The sequence below is a fragment of the Pseudorhodoferax sp. Leaf265 genome (assembly GCF_001422365.1).
In the GTDB taxonomy this organism is placed as follows: domain Bacteria; phylum Pseudomonadota; class Gammaproteobacteria; order Burkholderiales; family Burkholderiaceae_C; genus Pseudorhodoferax.
The window spans coordinates 306,520-329,391 of sequence record NZ_LMMT01000038.1; the positions used below are offsets into that span (position 1 = coordinate 306,520).

A 22,872-nucleotide genomic window follows, 5' to 3' on the forward strand; every position below is an offset into this window, starting at 1 on the left:
GTCCACCACTTCCCACCACCACACCATGAACGTTCTCCGCTTCTCCGACCTGTGTGCCCAAGGCAAGGCCGCCGGCCAGCGCGTCTTCATCCGCGCCGACCTCAACGTGCCGCAGGACGACGCCGGCAACATCACCGAGGACACGCGCGTGCGCGCCTCCGTGCCCTGCATCCGCATGGCGCTGGACGCCGGTGCGGCCGTGATGGTGACCTCGCACCTGGGCCGCCCGACCGAGGGCGCGTTCAAGCCCGAGGACTCGCTGGCCCCGGTCGCCAAGCGCCTGGGTGAGCTGCTGGGCCGCGAGGTGCCGCTGGTCGCCAACTGGGTCGACGGCGTGCAGGTGCAGCCCGGCCAGGTCGTGCTGCTGGAAAACTGCCGCGTCAACAAGGGCGAGAAGAAGAACGACGAGGCGCTCGCGAAGAAGCTCGCCGCGCTGTGCGACATCTACGTCAACGATGCCTTCGGCACGGCCCACCGCGCCGAGGCCACGACCTACGGCATCGCCCAGTTCGCCAAGACCGCCAGCGCCGGCCCGCTGCTGGCGGCCGAGATCGACGCCATCACCAAGGCGCTGGCCAGCCCCAAGCGCCCGTTGATCGCCATCGTGGCCGGCTCCAAGGTCAGCACCAAGCTGACCATCCTGCAGTCGCTGGCCAAGAACGTGGATGGCCTCATCGTCGGCGGCGGCATTGCCAACACCTTCCTGCTGGCCGCCGGCCTGCCCATCGGCAAGAGCCTGGCCGAGCCCGACCTGGTCGGCGAGGCCAAGGCCGTGATCGCGGCCATGAAGGCGCGTGGCGCCGAGGTGCCGATCCCCGAGGACGTGGTCACGGCCAAGGCCTTCGCGGCGGACGCGCCGGCCACCGTCAAGGCCGCGGCCGACGTGGAAGCGGACGATCTGATCCTGGACATCGGCCCCAAGACCGCGGCGCGCCTGGCGGCCCAGCTCAAGGCCGCTGGCACCATCGTCTGGAATGGCCCGGTCGGCGTGTTCGAGTTCGACGCCTTCGCCAAGGGCACGGAAGCCATCGCGCGCGCCGTGGCCGAGAGCAGCGCCTTCAGCATCGCCGGTGGCGGCGACACGCTGGCCGCGATCGCCAAGTACGGCATCGAGAAGGACGTGGGCTACATCTCCACGGGCGGCGGGGCTTTCCTCGAAGTGCTGGAAGGCAAGACCCTGCCGGCCTTCGAGATCCTGTCCAAGCGCGCCGCCGGCTGATCAGCGCGCTGCCGAGGCTGCCGGTGCGGCCGGCGCCGCGAGCACGGGCGCGGTGGCCGCACCCGCGGCCACCAGCCGGCGCAGCTTGGTCAGCAGGGTCTTGGCCCGCTTGGCGTTGGCCGGGCCCATGCGCACCAGCATCTTCTGGCCTGACGACAGCGATTGCAGCTGCGGATCGGCGAACTCCCAGCGCACCCAGGGACGCGGATCGGCCACCTCGCCGCGCACTTCGAGAAGACGCACCGCCAGCGGACCCTGCGGCTCTGGCGTTTGCAGCAGGTGGTCCAGCACCGCCACGAGGCGGTCGTTGAAGTAGCGGCCCGGGTAGCCCAGCTCCTCGTAAGCCTGCTGGAACAACGGGTAGAGCCGGCCGTAGAGCTGCACCGCCCGTTCGAGCGGAATGGCTTCGGCGAAGGACAGCAGCGCGCCGTAGCGGCCGGCATTGGTCGGCGCGATCCGGGCCTTCTCTCCCTCTTCCTGCACCAGGAAGCGCTGCGGTGTGGGCTGCACTGGCCACAGCCGCGCCGGCGCGCTGGCGCGCGGCAGGTTGTCGACCGTGGCCACCACGCGGCGCACGAAGCCGTCCGTCAACAGCAGGGCCTGCACGGGGCCGCGACCCAGCAGTTCGACCAGCGCATCGGTGACCGGACCGTCGGCCTCGGCCAGCGCGGGCAGGGCCTGGCCCTGGGTTGGCGGAACCTCGATGGGATGCTCCGGCCCGGAGGCCGCGGCCTGCGGCGGCGGGGCGCTGGTCGCGGATTCCGCCGGGGCGGCCACGGCAGGCGCCGGTGCGGGCGGCGCCGGCACGGCGGGCCGGCCCCAGAACCACCAGGCGCCACCCGCTGCCAGCGCGACGGCCAGCAGACCCAGCATCCAGGACGAACCCGATGCGCGGGGCGGGTGCAGGTCGCGGTGGTCGGGGGCGGGCATGCGGTCTCCTTTCGGTGTGTGGCCTTGTGATCCTCGCATGGCCGGTGCGTTCCCCCTGCGCGGCCTGGGGTCAAGCCGTCTCAACGACGGGGCGGCCTTGGAAGTCGGTCCAGCACTGGCGCGAGAAGTCGTAGAGCTTGCAGGCCCGGGCGGTGGCGAAGTACCACTTCCACGAGAAGCGCTGGACGATGATGCGCTCGGGCAACAACTGCTCGAGCAGGGCCTGGGCTTCCTTGAGCTTGTACAGCGGGATGCTCATGTCCACGTGGTGCGCCGTGTGCTCCATGATGTGGTGGATCAGCGCGCCGATCCGCAGCGGGAAGGTCAGGTGCACGGTGGTCGAGACGAAGGGCTGGGCGCGCTGCCAGGCCGCCTTGTCGTCGTGCCACTTCACCTTGACATGGGTGTGGTGGCCGTAGATCACGAAGCCCATCATGTGGAACCAGAACACCATGGGCACGACGAAGCCCAGCAGCAGCACCTGCCACACGGCCTGGTCCGTGGCCAGCGCGGCGGCCACCAGCGCGGCGATCCACAGTGCCGCGAAGCCCGTCACGAGCAGGCAGTTGCGCGTGAAGACCGGGCGGTAGCTGTTGCCCATGCTGCTGCGGCGCGGGAACATCATCTTCTTCCACCAGATCTCCACCATGTAGTACAGGCCCGGTCCCCAGCCGCTGCGGTAGATGCGCTCGCAGAGCCGGCGCAGCGGCGACATGGCGCGGTATTCGGCCTGCGTGGCCGGGGCCCACACGAAGTCCACGCCCTTGAGGTTGGTGAAGCCGTGGTGCACCACGTTGTGGCCCATGTCCCACAGGCTGTAGGCCGTCAGCGAGGGCAGGAAGGCGATGCGGCCCAGCCAGCGGTTCAGGCGCCGGTGCGGCGTGAGGCTCTGGTGGCAGGCGTCGTGGCCGATGATGAACAGCCGGCCGATCACGAAGCCAGCCGCCAGCGCGCAGGCCAGCTGCAGCCCCCAGGCGGGCAGCAGCACGGTGCCGGCGACCAGCGCGATGAACAGCGCCAGATCGAAGGCCAGCAGAACGCAGGCGCGCAGCGTGCTGCGCTGGGCGATCGGCAGCAGCCAGGAGCGGATGGTTTTACGGTGCGGCAGGGGCGCCTCGGGTGCGAGCGGCGCGGGCAGGTCCGGCCGGGCCGGAGCGGGAAAGCTGTGCATGACGGGAGCGTGCGGACGAACGAAAGACGGCACCGTAGCCCAGCCGCCGGGTCGGTGCCGTGATGGAGGTCAAAGCCGGGGCAATCTGTCTTACCGCCATGTGAGAATGGCCGCCACAAGGAGACCCTGCATGAGCACGACCCGACTTCCCCGCCACGCCACCAAGATCGTCGCCACCCTGGGCCCGGCCTCCAGCACGCCCGAGATGCTGGAGCAAATGATCATCCACAAGGTCAGCGTGGTCCGGCTGAACTTCAGCCACGGCACGGCGCAGGACCACATCGCGCGCGCCGCCATGGTGCGCGAGGCCGCGCGCAAGGCGGGTCGCGAAGTGGCCATCATGGCCGACCTGCAAGGCCCCAAGATCCGTGTCGGCAAGTTCGCCGAAGGCAAGGTGCTGCTGGTGCCGGGCGAGAAGTTCGTCCTCGATGCCGCGCGCACCGAGCCGGGCGACATCGACGGCGTGGGCCTGGACTACAAGGATCTGCCACGCGACGTGAAGGCCGGTGACCGGCTGTTGCTCAACGACGGGCTGATCGTGCTGGTGGTCGACGCCGTCAAGGGCGACCAGGTGTTCACCACGGTCAAGCTCGGCGGCGAGCTGTCCAACAACAAGGGCATCAACAAGGAGGGCGGCGGCCTGACCGCGCCGGCACTGACGGCCAAGGACATGGAGGACATCAAGACCGCCATGAGCTTCCAGGCCGACTACGTGGCCGTGAGCTTCCCCAAGAATGCCACCGACATGGAGATGGCACGCCAGCTGTGCAACGTGGCGGGCGCCGAGAGCGGGCACAAGCCCGGCATGATCGCCAAGATCGAACGCGCCGAGGCGATTCCCAAGCTCGAGGAGATCCTGCGCGCCAGCGACGGCATCATGGTCGCGCGCGGCGACCTGGCTGTGGAAGTCGGCAACGCCGCCGTGCCGGCGCTGCAGAAGAAGATGATCCGCATGGCGCGCGACATGGACAAGGTGGCCATCACGGCCACGCAGATGATGGAGTCGATGATCACCAACCCGGTGCCCACGCGTGCCGAGGTCAGCGACGTGGCCAACGCCGTGCTGGACGGCACCGACGCGGTGATGCTGTCGGCCGAGACGGCTTCGGGCCGCTACCCGCTGGAAACCGTGCAGGAGATGAGCCGCATCTGCGAAGCCGCCGAGGGCGCCGAGGACAAGAACCTGGACGCCGACTTCAGCGGCCGCAACTACGCGCGCATCGACCAGTCCATCGCCATGGGCGCGCTGTTCACGGCGCACCACGTGGGCGCCAAGGCCATCGTGGCGCTGACCGATTCGGGCTCGACCATGCTCTGGATGAGCCGGCACCGTGCCCACATCGCCATGTACGCGTTGACCTCGCGCCTGGCCACGCAGCGCAAGCTGGCGCTGTACCGCAACGTGCGCCCGCTGCTGATGGACTCCCACACCGACCGCGACACCGCCCTCGAGCAGGCCGAGGCCCACTTGAAGAAGCGCGGCATCGTGCAAAGCGGGGACGTCTACACCATCACCTGCGGCGAACCCATGGGTGCCCCGGGCGGCACCAACATGCTCAAGATCTGCGTGGTCAGCTGAAGCGCGTCAGTCGAAGCGGAACGACACGCCGGTCACGAACATCGCGTCGGTCTTCTTCACGCCCGCGCCGGGGTCGCTGTTGTAGCGCACGCTGAGCCCGGCCGTGAGGTTCATGGACTGGGTCATCGCCACCGTGACGTTGGTGTCGAAGCTGGCGCGGTACGCGCCCGTGTCGCGCAGGTTGGGGTAGAGCGCCAGGCGCTGGCGCAGGCTGGTGGTCTGCGTCAGCTTGTGGTTGGATTCCTCGGCCAGCACCAGTTCCAGCCGGCCGTAGCCGTCGCGCACGCTGCCGTCGATCTCGGTCGGCTCGATGAAGCGGTCGCGGCTGTAGCCCAGGCCGCCCGACACGTCGAAGGTGGTCAGGTCGTTCTTGATGACGTGGTAGCCCACGCCCGAGGCCACCGACAGGCGCGAGGACAGGTTGGCCAGCTTGTCGCGCAGGCCGTCGGCCGAGCCGAAACCGAACCAGACCGGTGTCAGGTCGCGCGTGTACTGCGTGCCCAGTGCGAAGCGCTCGGTCTGCGTCTCGCCATCGCTGTGGGCGTAGGCGCCCTGGCCCAGGAAGGTCCATTTGTCGATCGCGCTCACGCGCGCGGCCTCGCCCGTCAGGTTCAGGGCGACCGATTCGTTGTTGCCGGTCGCGGCATTGGCGCCGGCTGTGAACAGGTAGCGCCACTTGTTGTCCGGCTTGAGCGTGACCTGGGCCGAGGCCAGCAGCGGCGCTGCGAGCAGTGCGGTCAGGGTGGCCTGGCGGATCGAGAGTCGGGTCGACGGCATCGGGAAAACCTCCTGGAAGAAAAGAAAAAAGCGCTGCGAGCGCTGTGGCCGCCAATGGTGTGCGGCGCAGCAATCGCGGTTGCGGTGAATTGCTGAGACCGGCCGGCGATCGCGCGCTTGTCCGACAGCGGCGTGGCGCGCTCTCTGTCCCGGATGCTGGTTACGGTCTGGTTACCGGCCGCAGCGCTCGGGTTTCACCCGATTCGGCGGGCCATCCCCCTACAATTCCGCGGTTTTGTGCATCCCGCCGCCCCGGCCTCCCATCCCAAGAAGGTGTCACCAGTGAATCAGGAACAGTTGAACAAAGTCTCCACCGGCAACGGTTTCATCGCCGCTCTGGACCAGAGTGGCGGCAGCACGCCCAAGGCGCTCAAGCTCTACGGCGTCGAGGAATCCGCCTACAACGGCGAGGCGCAGATGTTCGACCTGGTGCACGCCATGCGTAACCGCATCGTTACCAGCCCGGCCTTCGACGGCCGCCGTGTGCTGGGCGCCATCCTGTTCGAGATGACCATGGACCGCCAGTTCGACGGCGTCGACGCCGCGACCTACCTGTGGGAGAAGAAGCAGGTCGTGCCCTTCCTGAAGGTCGACAAGGGCCTGGCCGACGAAGCTGACGGCGTGCAGCTCATGAAGCCCATGCCCGAGCTCGACGCCCTGGTGGCGCGCGCGGTCAAGAAGGGCATCTTCGGCACCAAGATGCGCTCGGTCATCAACAGCGCCAACGCCAAGGGCATCGATGCCGTGCTGGACCAGCAGTTCGCCGTGGGCCTGCAGATCCTCAAGGGTGGCCTGATGCCCATCATCGAGCCGGAAGTCAACATCAAGGCCACCGACAAGAAGGAAGCCGAGGCGCTGCTCAAGGCCGGCTTCATCAAGCGCCTGGACGCGCTGCCGGGCGACGCCAAGGTCATGCTCAAGCTGACCATCCCCACGGTGGACGGCTTCTACAGCGAACTGGTCAAGCATCCCAAGGTCGTGCGCGTGGTGGCGCTGTCGGGCGGCTACAGCCGTGACGACTCCAACGCCATGCTGGCCAAGAACCCCGGCGTGATCGCCAGCTTCAGCCGCGCGCTGACCGAAGGCCTGTCGGCCCAGCAGTCCGACGCCGAATTCAACGGCGCGCTCGACAGCGCCATCGAATCGATCTACAAGGCCTCCATCGCCTGAGCGGCGCCCGCGCCCAGCCCAAGGCCGCGGAATCCGCGGCCTTTTTTCTGGGCGGCCGGCGTCGTGGACAATCGCCGGCGACCCGTGTTCCGACTTTCCGATGCCTTGCGGCCTGCACCATGACCTCTGCCCTGCACACCTCCAAGCTGACCTCCCTGCCGCTGCTGGCCCGCGGCAAGGTGCGCGACAACTACGCCGTCGGCACCGACCGCATCCTGATGGTGGCCAGCGACCGCATCAGCGCCTTCGACGTGATCATGGGCGAGCCCATCCCCGGCAAGGGCGCGTTGCTGACGCAGATGGCGCTGTACTGGTTCGACCAGTTGGGCCACCTGTGCCCCAACCACCTGACCGGCGATGCGCCCGAGAGCGTGGTGGCGCCTGAAGAGGTCGAGCAGGTGCGTGGCCGTGCCATGCTGGTCAAGCGCCTCAAGCCCATTCCGGTGGAGGCGGTGGTGCGCGGCTACCTGGCCGGCAGCGGCTGGAAGGAATACCAGGAAGGCCAGGCCGTCTGCGGCGTGCCGCTGCCCGCTGGCCTGAAGAACGCCAGCCAGCTGCCCGCACCCATCTTCACCCCGGCCTACAAGGCCGAGGCCGGCGCGCACGACGAGAACATCACCTTCGAGAAGGTCGTGGAGATCGTCGGCCTCGAGCTGGCGACGAAGATCAAGGACACCAGCATCGCGATCTACCAGGCCGCCTGCGCGATTGCCCAGACCAAGGGCATCATCATTGCCGACACCAAGTTCGAGTTCGGCCTGGACGATGCCGGCACGCTGCATCTGATGGACGAGGTGCTGACGCCCGATTCCTCGCGCTTCTGGCCCGCCGAAAGCTGGCAGGAGGGCAGCAACCCGCCCAGCTACGACAAGCAGTTCGTGCGCGACTGGCTGGAATCGGTGCGCATCAACGGCAAGCCCTGGGACAAGACCCCGCCGGCGCCGCGCCTGCCGCGCGAGGTGATCGACAAGACCGCTGCCAAGTACCAGGAAGCCTGGCAGCGTCTCAACGGCTGATCAGTTCAGCGCCATGCTGAGCTTGCGGCGGTAGCTGGAGACCAGCGCCGCCTGCGGGTCTTCCGCCATGGCCGCCTTGCCGGTCAGCTCGATGCCGCCGGCGGTCTTGCCGCCAGCGTCGGCCGCGGCCTTGGGCTTGGGCGGCGTCAGCAGCTCCAGGATGGCGATGTAGGTCTTGCGCGGGAGCTCCTCGCTCCACTTCTTGTCGCGCATGATGATTTCCAGCAGTTCGTCCATGGCAGCGGTGGGCTCGCCACGCGCCAGCAGCACGCGGCTCTTGGCCAGGCGCAGGTCGAAGTCGCGCTTGTTCTCGGCGATCTTGGCGTCGAATTGCTCCACGCTCCAGTCCTGGCGCGGGTCGGCGGCCACGGCTTCGAGCGCTGCGCGCCACTGGGCCAGCGCCTCGAAGCGCAGCTGCACCGGGATCTGCACCAGCGCCGGCTGCAGCGCCGCGCCGGCGTCCTCGAAGTGGCCGGCGGAGATCAGCAGCTTCACGTAGTCGTAGCGCGCGTCGTCGTTGGCCGGGTTCACGGCCAGCGCTTCCTGCAGCTTGACCAGGGCGGCATCGGCGTCGCCGGACTCCAGCAGCTCCTGCGCGGCCTCGGCCTCGTCGGCGCTGGCCAGTTCGTCTTCACCCGGCACGTGCTTGTCCAGGAACTCGCGGATCTGCGCTTCGGGCACGGCGCCGACGAAGCCGTCCACCGGCTGGCCACCCGAGAACATCACGCAGAACGGGATGCTGCGCACGCCGAACATCTGGCTCAGCTGCTGGGCGATCTGCGGCACCTTGTCGGCATCGAGCTTGGCCAGCAGGAAGCGGCCGTCGTAGTCGCGCTCGAGCTTTTCCAGCACCGGGCCCAGCTGTTTGCAGGGGCCACACCATTCGGCCCAGATGTCCAGCAACACCGGTTGCTGCTGGGAGGCTTCGATCAGGTCGGCCTGGAAATTGTCGAGGGTGATGTCAATCATCGGGAGAACCTGGGGGTGAAAAGTAAAATCGCGCGATGAGCGCAGTTCAAATTGGGATTGTCATGGGCTCCAGCAGCGACTGGGACACCATGCAGCATGCGGTGGGGATTCTCACGCAATTCGGTATCGCACACGAAGCACGGGTGGTCTCGGCCCACCGCATGCCGGACGAGATGTTCGCCTATGCCGAGGCCGCCGCCGGCCGCGGCCTGGCGGCCATCATCGCGGGCGCCGGCGGCGCCGCCCACCTGCCCGGCATGCTGGCGGCCAAGACCACGGTGCCCGTGCTGGGCGTGCCGGTGGCGAGCAAACACCTGCAGGGCGTGGATTCGCTGCACAGCATCGTGCAGATGCCCAAGGGCATCCCGGTCGCCACCTTCGCGATCGGCGTGGCCGGCGCGGCCAATGCGGCGCTGTTCGCCGTCGCCATGCTGGCTGTGAACGACCCGGCCCTGCGCGCCAGGCTCGATGCCTTCCGCGCCGAGCAGACCGCGGCTGCCCAGGCCATGACCTTGCCGCCGGTATGACGCAGCCCCCCTTGTTGCCCGGCGCCACGCTGGGTGTGATGGGCGGCGGCCAGCTGGGCCGCATGTTCGTGCACGCGGCGCAGAGCATGGGCTACTTCACGGCCGTGCTGGACCCGGATGCGTCCAGCCCCGCAGGCCGCGTGAGCCACCACCATGTGCAGACCGACTACCTGGATGCCCAGGGCCTTGCCGAACTGGCGCGCCTGTGCGACGCCGTGACGACCGAATTCGAGAACGTGCCCGCGCCCGCGCTGGCGCAGCTGGCCGCTCGGCGGCCCGTGGCCCCCGCGGCAGAGGCCGTGGCCATCGCCCAGGACCGCAGCGCCGAGAAGGCGCACTTCACGCGCATCGGCGTGCCCTGCGCACCCTACGCCGAAATCACGGACCAGGCCTCGCTTGAACAGGTCGACGCCCAGCTGCTGCCAGGCATTCTCAAGACCGCCCGCATGGGCTACGACGGCAAGGGCCAGGCGCGGGTGCGCACGCGCGAGGAACTGGCGGCCGCCTGGGAGCGGCTGCAGCGCGCGCCCTGCGTGCTCGAGCAGATGCTGCCGCTGGCCGACGAGTGCTCGGTCATCGTGGCGCGCGGCCGCGACGGTGCCATGGTGCATTTCCCGGTGCAGCACAACCTGCACCGCGACGGCATCCTGGCCGTGACCACCGTCCACGCCGGCGTGCTGCCGGCCGCCATCTGCGAGAAGGCCATCGCTGCCGCGCGCGCCGTGGCCGAGGGCCTGGCCTACGTGGGCGTGCTGTGCGTGGAATTCTTCGTGCTGCAGGACGGCCGCCTGGTCGTCAACGAGATCGCGCCGCGCCCGCACAACAGCGGCCACTACAGCATCGATGCCTGCGACGTCTCGCAGTTCGACCAGCAGGTGCGCACGCTGGCCGGCCTGCCGCTGGTCGCGCCGCGCCTGCACAGCCCCACCGTCATGCTGAACCTGCTCGGCGACCTGTGGTTCGACCCCAATGGGCAGCGGGCGCAGGTGAGCGCAGAGGCCGTCACGCCGCCATGGGATGCGGTGCTGGCCCTGCCCGGCGTGCACCTGCACCTGTACGGCAAGCTCAAGGCAGCGCGGGCGCGCAAGATGGGCCACCTGAATGTGACGGGCGCCACGCCCGAGGCCGTGCGCACCACCGCCTTGCGGGTGGCGGCCATCCTGGGCATCGCGCCGTTCTGACCATGATCCTTGCTGCTGCCGATCCCGGCGCCATCGCGCGCGCGGCCCAGACGCTGGCCGCTGGCGGGCTGCTGGGCCTGCCCACCGAAACCGTCTACGGCCTGGCGGCCGACGCCGGCAACGACGCCGCCGTGGACAAGATCTACGCCGCCAAGGGCCGCCCGGCCGACCACCCGTTGATCGTGCACGTCGCGCCCGGCGATGCCGGCGGCCTGCCGCCGGCGCTCGCGCACTTCGCGCAGGACTGGCCGGCCTGGGCCGAGGCCTTGATCCGGCGCTTCTGGCCCGGTCCGCTCACGCTGATCCTGCCGCGGCGCAGCGCCGTGGGCGCCAAGGCGGCCGGCGGACAGGACTCGATCGGCTTGCGCTGCCCCTCCCATCCGGTGGCCCAGGCCGTCTTCCGCGCCGCCGCCGAGCTGGGTGTGGCCGGCGTGGCGGCGCCGAGCGCCAACCAGTTCGGCCGCGTGAGCCCGACCACGGCCGCGCACGTGGCCGCGGAGTTCGGCGATGGCCTGCTGGTGCTGGACGGTGGCGCCTGCGATGTCGGCATCGAATCGACCATCGTCGACGCGACCCGCGGCGTGCCGGTGTTGCTGCGTCCCGGCGGCATCAGCCGCGAGCAGATCGAGGCCGTCTGCGGCCAGCCCGTGCGCGGCAAGGACGAGCTGGCGGCCGACCCGCGCGCTTCGGGGACCCTGGCCGCGCACTACGCGCCGCGGGCCAGCGTGCGCTTGATGGACGCCGCCGCCTTGCAGGCCGCGCTGCAGGTGCTGGGCACCGAGCTGGACGCGGCCGTGGATGCCACGCCCACCGTGGCGGTCTATGCGCGCACGGCCCTGCACAGTCCCTCGCGCCGCGTGCTGGCGCGGCGCATGCCCGCGGATGCGGCTGATGCAGCGCGCGAACTGTTCGCCGTGCTGCGCGAGCTCGACGCGACGGGCGTGCGCCTGATCTGGGTGGAAATGCCCCCGTCCGATGACGCGTGGGCGGGTATACGTGACCGTTTGCAACGTGCGGCAGCTGCCTGACCGCGGCCGTACACTCCCGCAACTTTTTCTGGAGAGACCGATGAGTCGAATTTCCTGGCGGCGCGCCCTGGCCGCCGTGGCCCTGGGTGCCTCGGCCGTGTTGCTGAGTGCCTGCGGGTCGAGCACCACCGAGTCGGACCTGCAGCCCAGCCGCCTGATTTCCTTTGGCGATGCCTTCTCCGATGTGGGGCAATCCGGTGGCAACAGGTACACCGTCAACGACGGCACGACCAACCATTGGCTGGCGCAGGTGGCAGCGGAGTACGGCATGACCATCACCGCCTCGAGCGCCGGCGGGACCGGCTATGCCAGGAACGGTGCCCGGGTGGTGGAAAAGCCCGACCTGCTGGGCAGTTCCGACACGTTGACCGTGACCGAACAGGCTGCCGCCTTCCTGGCCGCAGGCAACACCTATGCGGAGAACGACCTGGTCATCGTCAACGGCGGCATGGCCGATGTGCTGGCGCAGGCCAAGGCTTTCCTGGCCGGTAGCCAGACCCAGGACGAGTTGGTGAAGAACGCGGACACGGCGGGCAAGGCGCTCGGCACCTTGACGCGAAATCTGGTCGCGTCCGGGGCAAAACACGTGGTGGTGGTCGGCACGATGAACCTGGGCATCACGCCCTGGGCCCAGGCATCTGGCCAGGCCTCCGCCATCGAAAGCGCCAGTCAGGCCTTCAATTCTGCGTTCCTGGTGTCCGTGGTCGACCTGGGGGAGACAGTGCTGTACGTGGACGCGGCCTACTACTTCAACCTCGCGGCTGACAAGGACACGATCTCGAGCTTTGGCCTGAACAATGCCGTCAACGTGGCTTGCACTTCGGCGGATGCCGGCCCAGGCATCGGCATCGGCAGCAACGAGATCAACTCGGCACTGTGCACGACCGGCACCATCGCCTCCGGCGTCACGTACAACAGCTACATGTTCGCGGACAAGCTGTACACCACGCCCAATCTGCAGCGCCAATTCGGTACGTACGCCTACGGACGGATCAACAACCGCTGGTGAGCACGCCAGGCTGAAAACGAAAAGAGCCCCGCGGGGCTCTTTTGTTTTTTGGGCGGCTGGAGTTCAGAGCCAGTTCTTGGCTTTGAGCGCTTCCAGTGCCATGTCGCGTATCAGGGAGTGGCCATAGGGCGTGGGGTGCACGGTGTCGGCGAACAGGTAGCGCGAGGAGTCCGCCCGCGTGGTCGCGGTGGTGCAGGTCAGAGAAGGTGCCAGGAAGCCCGGTGCCTGCGGGAAGGTGTTGGTGCAGGCGGGGGTGTCCGTGACCGTGAGGCCGAATGCGGCCGGCGTGACCGAATGCTGGGAGTTCTGCGCATAGAAATCGACCTGAGCGACTTCGGCCGTGCCATCCAGGCCCGCCTTGAGCGCGGCGTTGAACGCGAGGGTCATGCCGTCGACCAGTTGTTGCGCCTGCGCGCCTGCAGCCAGCGTTTCAGGCGTCTTGCTGATGTTGGGCAGGTTCAGCACCAGGACGCGCTTGGCGCCCTTGGCGACGATCTGCGTGCGGATCAGCGTGGCCAGTTCGGTGCCGGCCTGCGCCAAGGTGCCGATGGCTTGGGCCGTGGCCGCCTGCACCTGCTCCGGAGTGGTCGCGCCAGCCGCTGCTGCGGCGAATGCGTCTGTCGCGACGAACACGTCGTTCGCGCCAGCCAGCACGGTCACGAGTTCCCGGTCGGAAAAGCTGCCGCCCGAGGCCGCCAGATGGTTGGCGATTTGCGTCGCAACCGGAACGGTCAACTGGCCCAATTGGCCCTGGAACTGGGCCTGCTCCGTCTGGATGTTCAGCAGTGCCTTGTTCCAGGGGCCGACCGGATCGGTCACGCGCGAGCCGCCCTGGCCGTAGGCCGTGCAGCCGGGGTGGTTGGTGACGGCGGCTGCGAGTGCCGCGAAGATGCCGTCGGGTTTGGCCTCCAGCCCGGTCTGCGCCGCACAGGGGGCTGCCAGCTCCAGTTTGACCGACAACTGCTCGATCCAGATCTCGTTGCCACCGCCGTTGACGGTGTACTTCCCGCCACCCAGGGCCGCGATGCCCGGTGTCTTGTAGCTCCCCACGTCGGACAGACTGTCGCCGAACGACACGAGCCGGCTGTAGGTCGGACCGTCATCGCCACCACCGCAGGCGGCCACCGCGAGGGCTGCGAGGACGGCGAGGCAAGTCTTCTTCAATTGCATGGAATTCCTTTCAACGGCTTGAATGCAGGAGGTCATGGCAATGTGCGCGGAGCCGCTCACAAAATTTACAGCCAGACACGCTTTGGCGGGCGATTTTTGAACGAAAGGGAATGCAAGTCGACCAAAGAAGATGTGCAAATTCCCTTGTCATCGGGCGTTTGCATGCATTAGGTCGTCACCTGTCGTCCTCTGCGGCCCATTCCAACAAGGAATCCAGCGCGGGCCGCGCAGACAGCGCATTGGCATGGTTGATCATGGCCACGACCACGTAGCGCTGCCCGCTGCGGCCCCGTACGTAACCTGCGACGGATGCCACGTCGCGCAGCGAGCCCGTCTTGAGCCAGGCGTTTCCGACCACGTGGGTCAGCCCGCGCTCGCGCATGCGTTCGGTCGTGCCGTCGACGCCGGCCAGCGACAGCGATTGCAGGTAGGTGGCAGCCTCGGCATGGCGGCTGGCGCGCGCCAGCATGCGCGCCAGCGCGCTCGCGCTGATGCGCTCGTCGCGGCTCAGGCCTGCGCCGTTCTCCAGCAGGGGCCCTGGCGTGGCGCTGCCGACGAATCGGCGCCACCAGGCGGCGATGGCTTCGCGCCCGTCCTCCATGCGCGCTGGCAGCCGGCGCTGGGCCGCGAGCGTCAGCAGCAGTTGCTGGGCCATCACGTTGTTGCTGCGCTTGTTCACGTCGGCGATGACCTCGGCCAGCGGCAGCGAGGGCGCCTCCAGCAGCAGGCGGGCGTTGGCCGGCCGGCGGCCCTGGCGGGCGCTGCCGTCGAGCTGGCCSCCAGCCGCGCGGAACAAGGCCAGCAGCGCGCGTTGCGCATAGCTGGACGGCTCCACGTAGGCCACGGTCCAGTCGCGCTCGCCGCAGCGGGCGGGGTAGTCGCCCTGCAGGTGCACGGCGTTGGGATCGGAGAAATCGGCCTGCAGGGCGCTGCGCCAGTCGCCACAGGCCTGGTTGCGGGCCAGCGGCACGGCGTCCGGCACGACCACGCCGGTCAGCGGCGGCTCGCTCGTCACCAGCGCCGTGCCATCGGCCTGCGGTGTGAAGCGCAGGATCAGCGCCTTGAAGTTGACCAGCAGCCCGTCCGGGGCGACGTTGTAGGGGCGCAGGGGCTCGTTGTCGAAGGCGGCCGGGTCGTGCGTCGGCACGTCGAAGATGCTGTTGTCCAGCACCATGTCGCCGCGCACCTGGCGCACGCCGGCGGCCTGCAGTGTGCGGAAGGCGCTGTCCACGCGTTCGAGCACGAGCTTGGGATCGCCGCCGCCCTCGATGTACAGGTTGCCGTGCAGCACGCCATCGGCGACGGGGCCATCGGCATAAAAGCGCGTCTTCCAGGTGAAGCCGGGGCCGAGCTGGTCCAGCGCGGCCAGCGTGGTCACCATCTTCATGACCGAGGCCGGGTTCATCGCCGCATCCACGCGGTGGGCCAGCCGCGGCGCGGTGTCGTCCAGTGGTTGCACGAGGAAGGCCACGGCGTCGCGCGGCACCTTGGCTTGTGCCAAGGCGGTGGCCACGGCGGGCGGCAGCGGGCGCTCCGCACCAGGCGGGGCTGCCGCGCTGGGCAGGCTCAACATCCAACCCGCCAGCAGCGGGACCAGCCGGGAGAAGGGCAAGCGCATGGCGCGCGAGTCTACCGGCGGCCCATCGGATAATCCTGGCCATGCTCCCCGTTTCTTCCAGCCTGCGCCTGCTGGCATTCGACACCAGCACCGAGAGCCTGTCGGTGGCGGTCAGCGATGGCGCGCGCGTGCTGGAGCGCAGCGGCCCCGGCGGTGCACAGGCGTCCACCACGCTGCTGCCCATGGTGCTGGACCTGCTGCGCCAGGCCGGCCTGGGGCTGGCGCAACTCGATGCCATTGCCTTCGGCTGCGGGCCGGGTTCGTTCACGGGCTTGCGCACCGCCTGTGCAGTGGCCCAGGGGCTGGCGTTCGGCACGCGGGCCCAGCGCCCAGAAGGCGTGCCGCTGCTGCCGGTCGATACGCTGCTGGCCGTGGCCGACGAGGCGCGGCAGATGGCCGGGGTGACCGAGGTCGTGGCCGCGCTGGACGCCCGCATGAACGAGGTCTATGCCGGCCATTACCGCTTCGCGGAAGGCCATTGGTTGCAGGATGGCGATTTCGACCTGCTGGCGCCCGAGGCGCTGACGGTGCCCGATGGCTGGACGCTGGCCGGCAATGCGGGTGCGGCCTACGGCGGACGCCTGGCCGGCGCGCCGGGCCTGGCCGTGCTGCCGCTGGCCACCGCCATGCTGCGGGTGGCGCCGCAGCTGCTGGCCGCAGGCCTGGCCGTGCCGGCCGAGCAGGCGCTGCCCCGCTATGTGCGCAACAAGGTCGCCAAGACCACGGCGGAGCGCTTGGCCGAAAAGGCTGCCACGCCGTGAGCGCGCTGCCGGAACTGACGGGCGAGGCCCGCTTCGAGCCCATGACCGAGGACTGGCTGTCGGCGGTCGTCGCCATCGAGCAGCAGGCCTACACCCATCCGTGGACGCGCCGCAACTTCCAGGACGCACTGGCGTCCGGCTACCAGGCGCAGGTGTTGCTGGGCGACTCCGAGGTCCTGGGCTACTTCATCGCGATGAAGGGGGTGGATGAGGTGCACTTGCTCAACATCACGGTGGCGCCGAGCCAGCAGCGCCGCGGCTGGGCCCGCCTGATGCTCGATGCGCTGTGCCTGTGGTCGCGCGGCCAGCGTGCGCAGTGGCTGTGGCTGGAGGTGCGCGTGAGCAACCTGCGCGCGTTCCAGATCTACGCGGCCTATGGCTTTCGGCGCGTGGGCCAGCGCAAGGGCTACTACCCGGAGTCGGCGTTCAAGCGCGAAGACGCCATCGTCATGAGTCTGCAACTGTGAGCGTGCGCTGCTGATGGCCCTGGAACTCGATGCACGCCAGCGCGCGATGCTGGAAGAGATGCATGTGCGCGTCTGGTGGCCGCAGGCGCCGGCCGTGGTGCCCGCAGAGCCGCCTGCGGCCGTGGCCGCACCCGTCGCGCCACCGCCCGCGGTGGCACGGCCCGCGCCTGTCGTGGCGGCGGCCATGCCTGTGGCTGCCGTGCCCCTGTCGGCTACGGTGCCGGCCGACGACGGCCGCGCCGCCGCCATTGCCGCCATGGACTGGTCCGCACTGCAGCTGTCCGTGGCGGGCTGCGAGGCGTGCAAGCTCTGCGGCACGCGCAAGAACACCGTGTTCGGCGTCGGCCCGGTGGCGCCCGGAGCGGATGCGCCGCCGCGCGTCGACTGGCTCATCGTCGGCGAGGCGCCTGGCGAGCAGGAAGACCTGCGCGGCGAGCCCTTCGTCGGCCAGGCCGGCAAGCTGCTGGACAACATGCTGCGCGCCGTCGGCGTGAGCCGGCATGGCGAGGTGCGGGGCGCGCAGGCGGCCTTCATCGTCAACGTGCTCAAGTGCCGCCCGCCCGGCAACCGCAATCCCGCGCTCGACGAGGTGGCGCAGTGCGAGCCCTTTCTGAAGCGCCAGATCGCGCTGCTGCAGCCCAGGCTCATCCTGGCCGTGGGCCGCTTCGCCGTGCAGTCGCTGCTGGCCGGCAGCGTGCCCGACGTGCAGACCCAGCCGCTGGGCCGGCTGCGCGGCAAGGTCTACCGCTACGAGGGCGTGCCCGTGGTCGTGAGCTACCACCCGGCCTATCTGTTGCGCAGCCTGCCCGAGAAAGCCAAGGCCTGGGCCGACCTGTGCCTGGCGATGGAAACGCTCAGGTCGCCGTGACGGCGCGCCGCTCGGGCCACAGCACCGATGCGATCGCCACCACCATGAGACCCATGGCGGCCCAGTCCTGCCAGTGCAGCGCCTCGCCCAACCACCAGGCGCCACTGAACACGCCGAGGATGGGGATCAGCATCACCCCCAGCGTGGAGGCCACGGGCGGCAGGGCGCGCGCCAGCGAGAACCAGACCACCTGCGCCAGCGCGAAGATCAGCACGCCGTTGTAGAGGATGGCGCCCCAGACGGGTGGGGTCGGCGCCATCCAGCGTTCGCGCTCGAACAGGAAGGACAGCACGCTCATGATGCAGGCACTCATGGCCGTCATCCAGAACACCAGCGCGGGCGTGGAGATGGGAAGGGTGTGGCGCCGCATCTTCTGCGTGCCGATGGCCCAGGTGGCGGCGCCTGCCAGCGCCAGCAGCACACCGATCGGCCGGCCTGCCATGTTGGACAGTTCGTGCCAGAGCAGCAGCAACACGCCCAGCGCTGCCGCAGCCACGCCGCTCCACGCACGTGCCCGCAGCCGTTCGCCGAAGAACAGCGCGCCGAACACGGCCGAGAAGATCGGCATCGAGTAGCCCAGGATGGCCGCGCGCCCGCTGGACAGTGCTTGCACCGCCAGCACCATCAACGCATGCCAGACGAACATGTTGGTCACGCCCAGCCAGAACAGTTCGCCCCAGTATGTGCGCGGCACGGCCAGTGGCGTGCGCAGTGCCAACAGGCCCAGGCCCAGCAGCGGCACGCCGATCCACAGCGAGATGACGCGGAAGGTGATCGCCGGGTAGCCCGTCACGCCGATCTTCATGACCGGCCAGTTCAGCCCCCAGACGACCGTGAGCGCCACCAGCATGGCGGCTTGTCTCGTGCTCAGTGCCTGCATAGGCGGCCGATGGTAGCGGGGGTCGGTTCTTACAATCGCGGCATGACCTTCCTCGACATGCTGCGCGGTGCCGAGCAGCGCAATGGCTCGCTGCTCTGTGTGGGCCTGGACCCGGACCCGGCCCGCTTTCCCGGTGCGCTGCGCGGCGACGCCAGCCGCATCCACGATTTCTGCGCCGCGATCGTCGACGCCACGGCCGACCTGGCCATCGCCTTCAAGCCGCAGATCGCCTACTTCGCCGCGCACCGCGCCGAAGACCAGCTCGAACGCCTGATTTCCCACATCCGCCGCGCCGCGCCGCATGTGCCCGTGATCCTGGACGCCAAGCGTGGCGACATCGGCTCGACCGCCGAGCAATACGCCATCGAGGCCTTCGAGCGCTACGGTGCCGACGCGGTCACGCTGTCGCCCTTCATGGGCTTCGATTCGGTCGATCCGTACCTGCGGCGCGAAGGCAAGGGCGCCTTCCTGCTGTGCCGCACCTCCAACCCCGGGGGCGACGACCTTCAGAACCAGAGCCTGGCCAGCGTGAACGGCCAGCCGCGCATGTACGAACACATCGCGCAATTGGCGCAGGGCCCCTGGAACCGCAATGGGCAACTGGGTCTGGTGGTGGGTGCCACCTACCCATCCGAACTGGAGCGGGTGCGTGCGCTGGCACCCTCGGTGCCGCTGTTGATCCCGGGCGTCGGTGCGCAGGGCGGTGACGCGCAGGCCACGGTGCGTGCGGCGTGGCGTGGCGATGCTGCACAGACCACCGGGCCGGTGGTGGTCAGCTCATCTCGGGCGATCCTGTATGCGTCGTCGGGCGACGACTTTGCCGCGGCTGCGCGGCAGGAAGCCATGCGCACACGCGATGTGCTGCACGCGGCGCGTGCCGTCTGAGCTTCAGAGCCAGCGGAACACCAGCGGGATCAGCAGCGAAGCCAGCACCACCTGCAGGCCCAGCGCCAGCCCGGCGTAGGCGCCCGCATCGGCGTCGACCTGCAGTGCACGTGCCGCGCCGATGCCGTGGGCAGCCGTGCCGAGCGCGAAGCCGCGCGCCCGCCAGCCGGCTGGGTCGCGCGCGATGCGCAGCCCATCGAACAGGTACTTGCCGCTCAGCGCGCCGACCAGCCCGGTGATCACCGCGAACACGGCCGCCAATGCCGGGATGCCGCCGATGGCCTGGGCCACGCCCATGGCCACCGGCGCGGTGACCGACTTGGGCGCCATCGACAACACCACGTCGGCCGGCAGGTCGAGCGCGCGGCCCAGCACCACGGCCGTGGCACTGGCAGCCCCGCCACCGGCCAGCGCGGCCAGCAGCAGCCGGCCCCAGCGCTGGCGCAGTTCGGCACGGCGCTGCCACAGCGGCCAGCCCAGCGCCACGACGGCTGGGCCCAGCAGGAAGTGGATGAACTGCGCGCCCGCGAAGTAGGTCGGGTAGGGCAGGCGCGTGACCAGCAGCACCGCGCCGATGCACAGCACGCTCCACAGCACCGGATTGGCCCAGGGCGCATGGTCCAGCCGGGCATAGGCGGCCTGGGCCAGCACGTAGACCACGAGCGTGGCCGTCAGCCCGAACAGCGGCGTGGCGGACAGGTAGACCCAGAGTTCGACGAACTGCGCCATGGCTTCTCCTACTTCGGTGGGCGCCGGCGCCCTGCGTACAACACCAACGCCGTCACGGCCAGCCCGACCCAGGTGGACACCACCAGCACCACCAGCATGCGGCCGCCGTATTGCGCCAGCAGCCGCAGGTGCACGATCACGCCGACGCCGACCGGCACGAACAGCAGCGACAGATGCGAGAGCAGGAAATCGGCGCAGGCGGCGACCGGCGTGCGCACCGGTTCCCAGCGCAGGGCCACGAGCAGCAACACCATGCCGATCACAGGGCCGGGAAAGGGCAGGTGCAGGCCACGCGCGAGCAACTCGCCCGCCGACTGCAGGGCCAGCAACCAGGCCAGTCCGCGCAAGGGGATCATGGTGTCGCGAACCAGTGGTGGAGATCGAGACCGCCGGTGCCGAGCACCATGGGCCTGGCCTTGGAGCGGCCCACGCGGAACGCATCGAGCCCGGAGACATTGCCGTGCTGCCGGCCGCTCTTGACCCCCAGCGCGAACAGCTCCTTGCCATCGGGCAGCACGTAGTCGACCTCGCGGCCGGCCTCGCGCCAGTCGTACAGCGCGGGTTGCGTGCTGCTGTGCGTGAGCCGGCGCGCCAGCAGTTCGGCGCCCACGGCGCTCTCGACCAGGCGGCCCCATTGATCGGGTGTGGCGCGCAGCTGCGCGAAGCCCCAGCCTTCGGCGACGGCCAGCGCGCCCATCAACGCCGTGTTGTAGACCTGCAGCTTGGGGCTGGAGGCGCGCTGGCGCAGCGCCTTGCCGGAATACTTCTGCAGCCCGCAGACCATGCCCGCGCCTTCCAGCAGTTCCAGGTAATGCGCCAGCGTGGTGGTGTTGCCGGCATCGGCCAGCTGGCCCATCAGCTTCTGGCAGCTCAGCACCTGGCCGCTGTAGCGGCAGGCCAGGTCGAACAGCCGGCGCAGCAGCGCCGGCTTTTGCACCGGGGCCGTCAGCAGCACGTCCTTGCTGATGGGGGTCTCGATCAGTGCGTCTCGGATGTAGGCGGCCCAGCGCATCTCGTCGTGCACCAGCGGCGCGGCGCCCGGGTAGCCGCCGAAGAAGATGTATTGCTCCAGCGTGAAATCGAAGGCTTCACGCATCTCGGTGTAGCGCCAGTGGCCCAGGCGCGTGGTCTCGAAGCGGCCGGCCATGCTTTCGGTCAGGCCGCGGGCGACCAGCAGCAACGCGGAGCCCAGTACCACGGCCCGCACGTCGCGGCCGGCGGCCGTGTCTTCGTCCCACAGGCGCTTGACCTCTTCGGTCCAGCCGGGAAGCTTTTGCACCTCGTCGAGAACCAGGATGCAGCTGCCGGCCTGCGCGGCCAACGCGCGTGCGGTTTCCCATTGCGCGGCCAGCCAACTTGATCCTTGCAGGCCAGGGCTGTCGGCGCTGACACTGTGCTGCGCAACGCTGTCGGATGTCAGTGCCACCAGCGCGTAAATCAAAAACGGGGCAGGTCCGGGTGCGCGATCTTGCCGCCGCGCACCAGCATCTTTCCGTACTCGGCGCAGCGGTTCAGCGTGGGAATCACCTTGCCGGGGTTCAGCAGGCCCTTGGGGTCGAAGGCATGCTTGATGCCGAACATCTGCGCGTTCTCCTCGGCGGAGAACTGCACGCACATGCTGTTGAGCTTTTCCACGCCCACGCCGTGCTCGCCGGTCACGGTGCCGCCCATGGCCACGCTGGTCTCCAGGATGTCGGCGCCGAACAGCTCGCAGCGGTGCAGCTGGTCAGGGTCGTTGGCATCGAACAGGATCAGCGGGTGCAGGTTGCCGTCGCCCGCATGGAACACGTTGGCGCAGCGCAGGCCGTACTTCTTCTCCATCTCGGCGATGGCAAGCAGGATGTCGGCCAGCTGCTTGCGCGGAATGGTCGAGTCCATGCACATGTAGTCGGGACTGATGCGGCCCGAGGCCGGGAAGGCGTTTTTGCGGCCACTCCAGAAGCGCAGGCGCTCGGCCTCGTTCTGGCTCACGGCAATCGCCGTGGCGCCGCAGCCGCGCAGCACGTCGCTCATGCGGCCGATCTCCTCCTCGACCTCCTCGGGCGTGCCGTCGCTCTCGCACAGCAGGATGGCCTCGGCCGTGAGGTCGTAGCCGGCGCGCACGAAATCCTCCACGGCGGCCGTCATCGGCTTGTCCATCATCTCCAGGCCGGCCGGGATGATGCCGGCCGCGATCACGGCGGCCACCGCATCGCCGGCTTTGCGCATGTCGTCGAAGCTGGCCATGATGCAGCGCGCAAGCATGGGCTTGGGCACGAGCCTGACCGTGACCTCGGTGGCCACGGCCAGCATGCCTTCGGAGCCGATGGCCAGGGCCAGCAGGTCCAGTCCGGGGCTGTCCAGCGCCGAGCCGCCGAAGGAGACGGGCTCGCCCTCGGCCGTGAAGCCGCTGATCTGCAGCACGTTGTGCACGGTCAGCCCGTACTTGAGGCAATGCACGCCGCCCGAGTTCTCCGCCACGTTGCCGCCGATGGTGCAGGCAATCTGGCTGGACGGGTCGGGTGCGTAGTACAGGCCGTGCGGCGCGGCGGCCTCGCTGATGGCCAGGTTGCGCACACCGCATTGCACGACGGCCGTGCGGCTGACCGGGTCCATCCTGAGGATCTTGTTGAACTTGGCCATGGACAGCGTGACGCCCTGGGCGTGCGGCATGGCGCCGCCCGACAGGCCGGTGCCGGCGCCGCGCGCGACCACGGGCACGCCCAGCGCATGGCAGGTCTTGAGCACGGCCTGCACCTGTTCGTAGGTTTCGGGCAGCGCCACGGCCATGGGACGCTGCCGGTAGGCCGTGAGCCCGTCGCATTCGTAAGGCGTGGTGTCCTCGGGCTGCGACAACAGGGCGTGGGCGGGCAGCACGCGGCGCAGCGCGGCCAGGGTCTCGGCAGGGGCGGATGCAAGGGCGGCCATGGTCTCTTTCG

Annotated in this window: 23 protein-coding genes; 12 read left to right on the forward strand and 11 right to left on the reverse strand. The window is 69.3% G+C overall.

Annotated features, from left to right (window positions below; genetic code table 11):
• The first annotated feature begins 25 nt into the window (after nucleotides 1-25).
• On the forward strand, nucleotides 26-1,219 hold the full coding sequence (locus ASF45_RS28550; protein WP_056671547.1) for a phosphoglycerate kinase: 1,194 nt from the start codon (nucleotides 26-28) through the stop codon (nucleotides 1,217-1,219).
• Here the strand turns inward: ASF45_RS28550 and ASF45_RS28555 are convergent, their stop codons facing one another.
• Together ASF45_RS28555 and ASF45_RS28560 are read right to left on the reverse strand one after the other, a co-directional pair.
• The gene (locus ASF45_RS28555; RefSeq protein ID WP_056671549.1) at nucleotides 1,220-2,149 is read right to left on the reverse strand and encodes a DUF3014 domain-containing protein; all 930 of its coding nucleotides are present in this window, start codon (nucleotides 2,147-2,149) and stop codon (nucleotides 1,220-1,222) included.
• Nucleotides 2,150-2,219: 70 nt separating this feature from the next.
• On the reverse strand, nucleotides 2,220-3,320 hold the full coding sequence (locus ASF45_RS28560) for a fatty acid desaturase (RefSeq protein ID WP_056671551.1): 1,101 nt from the start codon (nucleotides 3,318-3,320) through the stop codon (nucleotides 2,220-2,222).
• Between the two features lie 130 nt (nucleotides 3,321-3,450).
• On the opposite strand from ASF45_RS28560, the gene pyk reads away from it, so the two are divergent.
• The gene (gene pyk / locus ASF45_RS28565) at nucleotides 3,451-4,899 is read left to right on the forward strand and encodes a pyruvate kinase (protein ID WP_056671554.1); all 1,449 of its coding nucleotides are present in this window, start codon (nucleotides 3,451-3,453) and stop codon (nucleotides 4,897-4,899) included.
• A gap of 6 nt (nucleotides 4,900-4,905) precedes the next feature.
• Here pyk and ASF45_RS28570 read toward each other — a convergent pair whose 3' ends face one another.
• On the reverse strand, nucleotides 4,906-5,676 hold the full coding sequence (locus ASF45_RS28570) for a YdiY family protein (RefSeq protein WP_056671555.1): 771 nt from the start codon (nucleotides 5,674-5,676) through the stop codon (nucleotides 4,906-4,908).
• Nucleotides 5,677-5,958: 282 nt separating this feature from the next.
• On the opposite strand from ASF45_RS28570, the gene ASF45_RS28575 reads away from it, so the two are divergent.
• Together ASF45_RS28575 and ASF45_RS28580 are read left to right on the forward strand one after the other, a co-directional pair.
• On the forward strand, nucleotides 5,959-6,846 hold the full coding sequence (locus tag ASF45_RS28575; protein WP_056671557.1) for a fructose bisphosphate aldolase: 888 nt from the start codon (nucleotides 5,959-5,961) through the stop codon (nucleotides 6,844-6,846).
• A 119-nt stretch (nucleotides 6,847-6,965) separates the two neighbouring features.
• Nucleotides 6,966-7,862, forward strand: a complete 897-nt coding sequence (locus ASF45_RS28580) for a phosphoribosylaminoimidazolesuccinocarboxamide synthase (RefSeq protein WP_056671559.1) — start codon at nucleotides 6,966-6,968, stop codon at nucleotides 7,860-7,862.
• On the opposite strand, the gene ASF45_RS28585 is transcribed toward ASF45_RS28580, so the two are convergent.
• Nucleotides 7,863-8,831 (reverse strand): tetratricopeptide repeat protein, encoded by a 969-nt coding sequence (locus tag ASF45_RS28585; RefSeq protein WP_056671561.1) that lies wholly within the window; start codon nucleotides 8,829-8,831, stop codon nucleotides 7,863-7,865.
• Nucleotides 8,832-8,866: 35 nt separating this feature from the next.
• Here ASF45_RS28585 and purE point away from each other — a divergent pair, with 35 nt between their 5' ends.
• The 4 genes from purE (at nucleotide 8,867) to ASF45_RS28605 (ending at nucleotide 12,576) form a co-directional block, all read left to right on the forward strand.
• Nucleotides 8,867-9,358, forward strand: coding sequence for a 5-(carboxyamino)imidazole ribonucleotide mutase (gene purE / locus ASF45_RS28590; RefSeq protein WP_056671563.1), 492 nt, complete (start codon nucleotides 8,867-8,869; stop codon nucleotides 9,356-9,358).
• On the forward strand, nucleotides 9,355-10,539 hold the full coding sequence (locus tag ASF45_RS28595) for a 5-(carboxyamino)imidazole ribonucleotide synthase (RefSeq protein WP_056671565.1): 1,185 nt from the start codon (nucleotides 9,355-9,357) through the stop codon (nucleotides 10,537-10,539). The genes purE and ASF45_RS28595 overlap by 4 nt, the downstream gene beginning before the upstream one ends.
• A gap of 2 nt (nucleotides 10,540-10,541) precedes the next feature.
• Nucleotides 10,542-11,567 (forward strand): L-threonylcarbamoyladenylate synthase, encoded by a 1,026-nt coding sequence (locus ASF45_RS28600; RefSeq protein ID WP_056671567.1) that lies wholly within the window; start codon nucleotides 10,542-10,544, stop codon nucleotides 11,565-11,567.
• Between the two features lie 76 nt (nucleotides 11,568-11,643).
• On the forward strand, nucleotides 11,644-12,576 hold the full coding sequence (locus tag ASF45_RS28605; protein WP_235581059.1) for an SGNH/GDSL hydrolase family protein: 933 nt from the start codon (nucleotides 11,644-11,646) through the stop codon (nucleotides 12,574-12,576).
• A gap of 63 nt (nucleotides 12,577-12,639) precedes the next feature.
• Here ASF45_RS28605 and ASF45_RS28610 read toward each other — a convergent pair whose 3' ends face one another.
• A complete protein-coding gene (locus tag ASF45_RS28610) occupies nucleotides 12,640-13,884 on the reverse strand; it encodes an SGNH/GDSL hydrolase family protein (protein WP_235581060.1) in 1,245 nt (414 codons plus the stop codon).
• A 37-nt stretch (nucleotides 13,885-13,921) separates the two neighbouring features.
• Entirely contained in the window at nucleotides 13,922-15,364 is a 1,443-nt protein-coding gene (dacB, locus tag ASF45_RS28615; protein WP_056671574.1) for a D-alanyl-D-alanine carboxypeptidase/D-alanyl-D-alanine-endopeptidase, read from the reverse strand.
• A gap of 62 nt (nucleotides 15,365-15,426) precedes the next feature.
• Between dacB and tsaB the strand changes: the two genes are divergently transcribed.
• Genes tsaB through ASF45_RS28630 form a run of 3 tightly spaced genes read left to right on the forward strand, consistent with a single transcriptional unit; the run spans nucleotide 15,427 to nucleotide 17,460 of the window.
• Nucleotides 15,427-16,125, forward strand: a complete 699-nt coding sequence (gene tsaB, locus ASF45_RS28620; protein WP_056671869.1) for a tRNA (adenosine(37)-N6)-threonylcarbamoyltransferase complex dimerization subunit type 1 TsaB — start codon at nucleotides 15,427-15,429, stop codon at nucleotides 16,123-16,125.
• Nucleotides 16,122-16,592, forward strand: a complete 471-nt coding sequence (gene rimI / locus ASF45_RS28625; RefSeq protein ID WP_056671577.1) for a ribosomal protein S18-alanine N-acetyltransferase — start codon at nucleotides 16,122-16,124, stop codon at nucleotides 16,590-16,592. The genes tsaB and rimI overlap by 4 nt, the downstream gene beginning before the upstream one ends.
• 13 nt (nucleotides 16,593-16,605) lie before the next feature.
• Complete coding sequence (locus ASF45_RS28630) at nucleotides 16,606-17,460, forward strand: uracil-DNA glycosylase family protein (RefSeq protein WP_056671580.1); 855 nt, start codon at nucleotides 16,606-16,608, stop codon at nucleotides 17,458-17,460.
• On the opposite strand, the gene ASF45_RS28635 is transcribed toward ASF45_RS28630, so the two are convergent.
• On the reverse strand, nucleotides 17,447-18,340 hold the full coding sequence (locus tag ASF45_RS28635) for a DMT family transporter (RefSeq protein WP_056671583.1): 894 nt from the start codon (nucleotides 18,338-18,340) through the stop codon (nucleotides 17,447-17,449). The genes ASF45_RS28630 and ASF45_RS28635 overlap by 14 nt on opposite strands.
• A gap of 42 nt (nucleotides 18,341-18,382) precedes the next feature.
• On the opposite strand from ASF45_RS28635, the gene pyrF reads away from it, so the two are divergent.
• Complete coding sequence (gene pyrF / locus ASF45_RS28640) at nucleotides 18,383-19,225, forward strand: orotidine-5'-phosphate decarboxylase (RefSeq protein ID WP_056671586.1); 843 nt, start codon at nucleotides 18,383-18,385, stop codon at nucleotides 19,223-19,225.
• Nucleotides 19,226-19,228: 3 nt separating this feature from the next.
• On the opposite strand, the gene ASF45_RS28645 is transcribed toward pyrF, so the two are convergent.
• From ASF45_RS28645 to ASF45_RS28660, 4 genes are read right to left on the reverse strand one after another with little or no spacing between them, the layout of a single operon-like run.
• Nucleotides 19,229-19,954, reverse strand: coding sequence for an LrgB family protein (locus ASF45_RS28645; protein ID WP_056671590.1), 726 nt, complete (start codon nucleotides 19,952-19,954; stop codon nucleotides 19,229-19,231).
• An 8-nt stretch (nucleotides 19,955-19,962) separates the two neighbouring features.
• Complete coding sequence (locus ASF45_RS28650) at nucleotides 19,963-20,310, reverse strand: CidA/LrgA family protein (RefSeq protein WP_056671593.1); 348 nt, start codon at nucleotides 20,308-20,310, stop codon at nucleotides 19,963-19,965.
• Nucleotides 20,307-21,380, reverse strand: a complete 1,074-nt coding sequence (locus tag ASF45_RS28655) for an ATP-binding protein (protein ID WP_162244065.1) — start codon at nucleotides 21,378-21,380, stop codon at nucleotides 20,307-20,309. The genes ASF45_RS28650 and ASF45_RS28655 overlap by 4 nt, the downstream gene beginning before the upstream one ends.
• Nucleotides 21,381-21,391: 11 nt before the next feature.
• Nucleotides 21,392-22,861 carry an FAD-linked oxidase C-terminal domain-containing protein gene (locus tag ASF45_RS28660; RefSeq protein WP_056671595.1) on the reverse strand — a complete coding sequence of 490 codons (1,470 nt, stop codon included), beginning with the start codon at nucleotides 22,859-22,861 and terminating at the stop codon, nucleotides 21,392-21,394.
• Between the last annotated feature and the right edge of the window lie 11 nt (nucleotides 22,862-22,872).